Source organism: Mycobacterium sp., assembly GCF_035653355.1.
In the GTDB taxonomy this organism is placed as follows: Bacteria; Actinomycetota; Actinomycetes; order Mycobacteriales; family Mycobacteriaceae; genus Mycobacterium.
On sequence record NZ_DASRBZ010000625.1, the window covers coordinates 1 to 2,822 of the forward strand.

Sequence of the window (2,822 nt, forward strand, 5' to 3'; positions counted from 1 at the left end):
GCGCGACTGGCCGAATCGCTTTCTGCTTGGTGACGGCGGACATGATCGCGTTGGCCACCTTGTCCGGGCCGTAATGCCGCACGGAAAACAGTCTCTCCAGCTGTTCCCGGCGACCTTCAACCTGCTCAACCGCCCGCGGCGGCGCGTCCATCCGGGCGGTGTGCACGATGTTGGTGTCGATGAGGCCCGGGCAGATGGTGGTCAGGCCCACACCCGCCGCGTCGAGCTCTGCCCGCAGGCAATCGGAGAACATGTACACCGCAGCCTTGGACGTGCAGTAGGCGCTTAACGACCGCGACGGGGCGAAGGCGGCCATCGAGCACACGTTGACGATGTGCCCGCCGATGCCGCGCTCGACCAGCCGCCGCCCGAACGCGCGGCAACCGTTGACCACCCCGCCGAAGTTGACCTCGAGCACCCGGTCGAACCGCTCTGGCGGTGTGTCCAGGAATTCGCCGGCCTGCCCGATGCCGGCGTTGTTGACGACGATGTCGGGCACGCCGTGCTCGGCGCAGACTTGCTCGGCGAATGCCTCGACGGCCTCAGCGTCGGCCACGTCAAGCAGGTAGGGGTGTGCGACGCCGCCGGCTGTGGCTATCTGCCCGGCGGTGTCTTTGGCCGCGGCTTCGTCGATATCGCTGACCAGCAACTCGGCCCCCTCATGCGCGAACGCCAGCGCGGTCGCGCGCCCGATGCCGCTACCGGCGCCGGTCACCGCGACCAGCATGTCGCCGAAGCGCTTTCGGGTTCGGTCGACCTCGGCGCGCCGCAGCGCGCGGCTCGGCGCTTTGCCGTCACTCAGGTCGGCGAACTCGTGCACCGATGCTGCCACCACCTGGGGGTGCGACATCGGCGACCAGTGGCCGGCCTTGATGTCGCGACGCCATAACCGCGGCACCCAACGAGCAGTGGCGTCGTAGCCGTAGGGGCGCACGTATGGGTCTTCGGTGTTGACGATCAGCTGTACGGGGACCTCGACGTAGTGATCGCGCCGCGGCCTGGAGAAGGACCGAAAGTAGTTGGCGCGATAGGTCTTCACCGAGTTGGCAGCGTCCCTGGCGATGCTCTGCGAGTGGTGGATCTGCTCCCGCGGAATGCCCCTGACTAGAGCGCGCTGAATTACCTTGCTGGACAACATAACCCGGATAATCAGGGGGGCGAGCACCGGTATCGAGAAGAAAGCCATGTAGCTCAACCGCAGCGCCTGGCTGAGCGCACGCACGAAGGTTCGTGGGCGGTAGGGACGCCGCAGACCGCCGAAAATGTAGTCGACGAGATGGTGCTGGCTGGGGCCGGAAATCGAGGTGAATGAGGCAACCCGATCGCGCGCCCTCGGGCGGCCCAGGTACTCCCACACGCCAACCGATCCCCAGTCGTGGGCCACTGCATGCACCGGCTGGTCCGGGCTGCATGCGTCGACGACGGCGGCGAAATCGTCGGCGAAGCGTGCCATCGTGTACGCCGAAACCGCCTTGGGCACCGACGATGCGCCGACGCCGCGGTTGTCGTAACGGATTACCCGGAACCGCTCCGCGAGCTGTGGAACGACCCCGTCCCACAGCACGTGGGAGTCGGGCCAACCGTGGACCAGCACCACGGTGGGGCCAGCGGGGTTGCCCTCTTCGTAGACGGCGATGCGAACACCGTCGGCGCTGTCGACGAAGCGTTGCGCGGCTTGTTGTATTGGGGGCATTGGACCTCCCGCCCATCCGCTAACCGTGACTGCCAGTAGGCCATACCGTTAGTAGCAAGCACCTTGGTCCGCGGCCCGCAGCGATGTCAAGCCGCGGAACCAGCCGTTGTGCCCTGGTTGTCTGCAGGCAGCATCGCAGTGACAGGATGGTTTCGAATCAGTTGGGTGCCGCCCCGGTAAACGACGGTGTGGTAAGCCAGAGGTCGAGCCACGCCGACCGCCCGATCGATCGAGGAGTCAACAGAGATGGCCTTCTCAGTCCAGATGCCGGCACTCGGTGAGAGCGTCACCGAGGGGACGGTCACCCGCTGGCTCAAGCAGGAAGGCGACACCGTAGAACTCGACGAGCCTCTTCTGGAGGTGTCCACGGACAAGGTCGACACTGAGATCCCGTCTCCGGCCGCCGGTGTGCTCACCAAGATCATCGCCCAGGAAGACGACACGGTCGAGGTCGGCGGAGAGCTGGCCATCATCGGCGACAGCGCCGAAGGCGACGGTGGCCAGCCCGCAGCCCAGGCGCCGCCGCAAGCCGAGCAGGAACCAGCAGCCGAGCCGGCACCCCAGCCGGAAGCAGAACCCGAAGCAGAGCCGGCTGCCGCGGCCCCCGCCGGCGGAGACGGCCAAGCCGCCGCCGATGGCGCTGCCACGCCGGTGTTGATGCCCGAGCTCGGCGAGTCGGTGACCGAAGGCACGGTGACCCGGTGGCTGAAGAAGGTCGGCGACACGGTGGAGGTCGACGAACCGCTGGTCGAGGTCTCCACCGACAAGGTCGACACCGAAATTCCGTCGCCGGTGGCGGGGACGCTGGTCAGTATCACGGCTGAGGAAGACACCACAGTGTCGGTCGGCGGCGAGCTGGCCAAGATTGGCGCCGGTGCCGCCGCGCCGGCAGCCGAGCCACAAGCCCCACCGGCACCGAAGCCCGAACCGGCACCGGAACCGACGCCGCAACCGACACCGGAACCCCGACCCGAGCCGGCGGCAAAACCCGTACCCGAGCCGACGCCCATCCGGCAGCCTGAGCCCGCGGCCAAGCCTGAGCCACAGCCCACAGTCCAGGCCGAAGCGCGGCCCGCACCGTCACCTGCCACGGGCGGAACGCCGTACGTCACTCCCCTGGTGCGAAAAC

2 protein-coding genes are annotated in these 2,822 nt (G+C 67.6%); one reads left to right on the top strand and one right to left on the bottom strand.

Annotated elements, in window-relative coordinates; all coding sequences use genetic code 11:
* Positions 1-1,693 (bottom strand): SDR family oxidoreductase (locus VFA16_RS21565; RefSeq protein WP_324969791.1); only part of this gene is annotated, 1,693 nt, incomplete at its 3' end.
* Positions 1,694-1,939: 246 nt separating this feature from the next.
* Here VFA16_RS21565 and VFA16_RS21570 point away from each other — a divergent pair.
* Positions 1,940-2,822: biotin/lipoyl-containing protein (locus VFA16_RS21570; RefSeq protein ID WP_324969792.1), on the top strand; the 883-nt coding region annotated here is incomplete at its 3' end.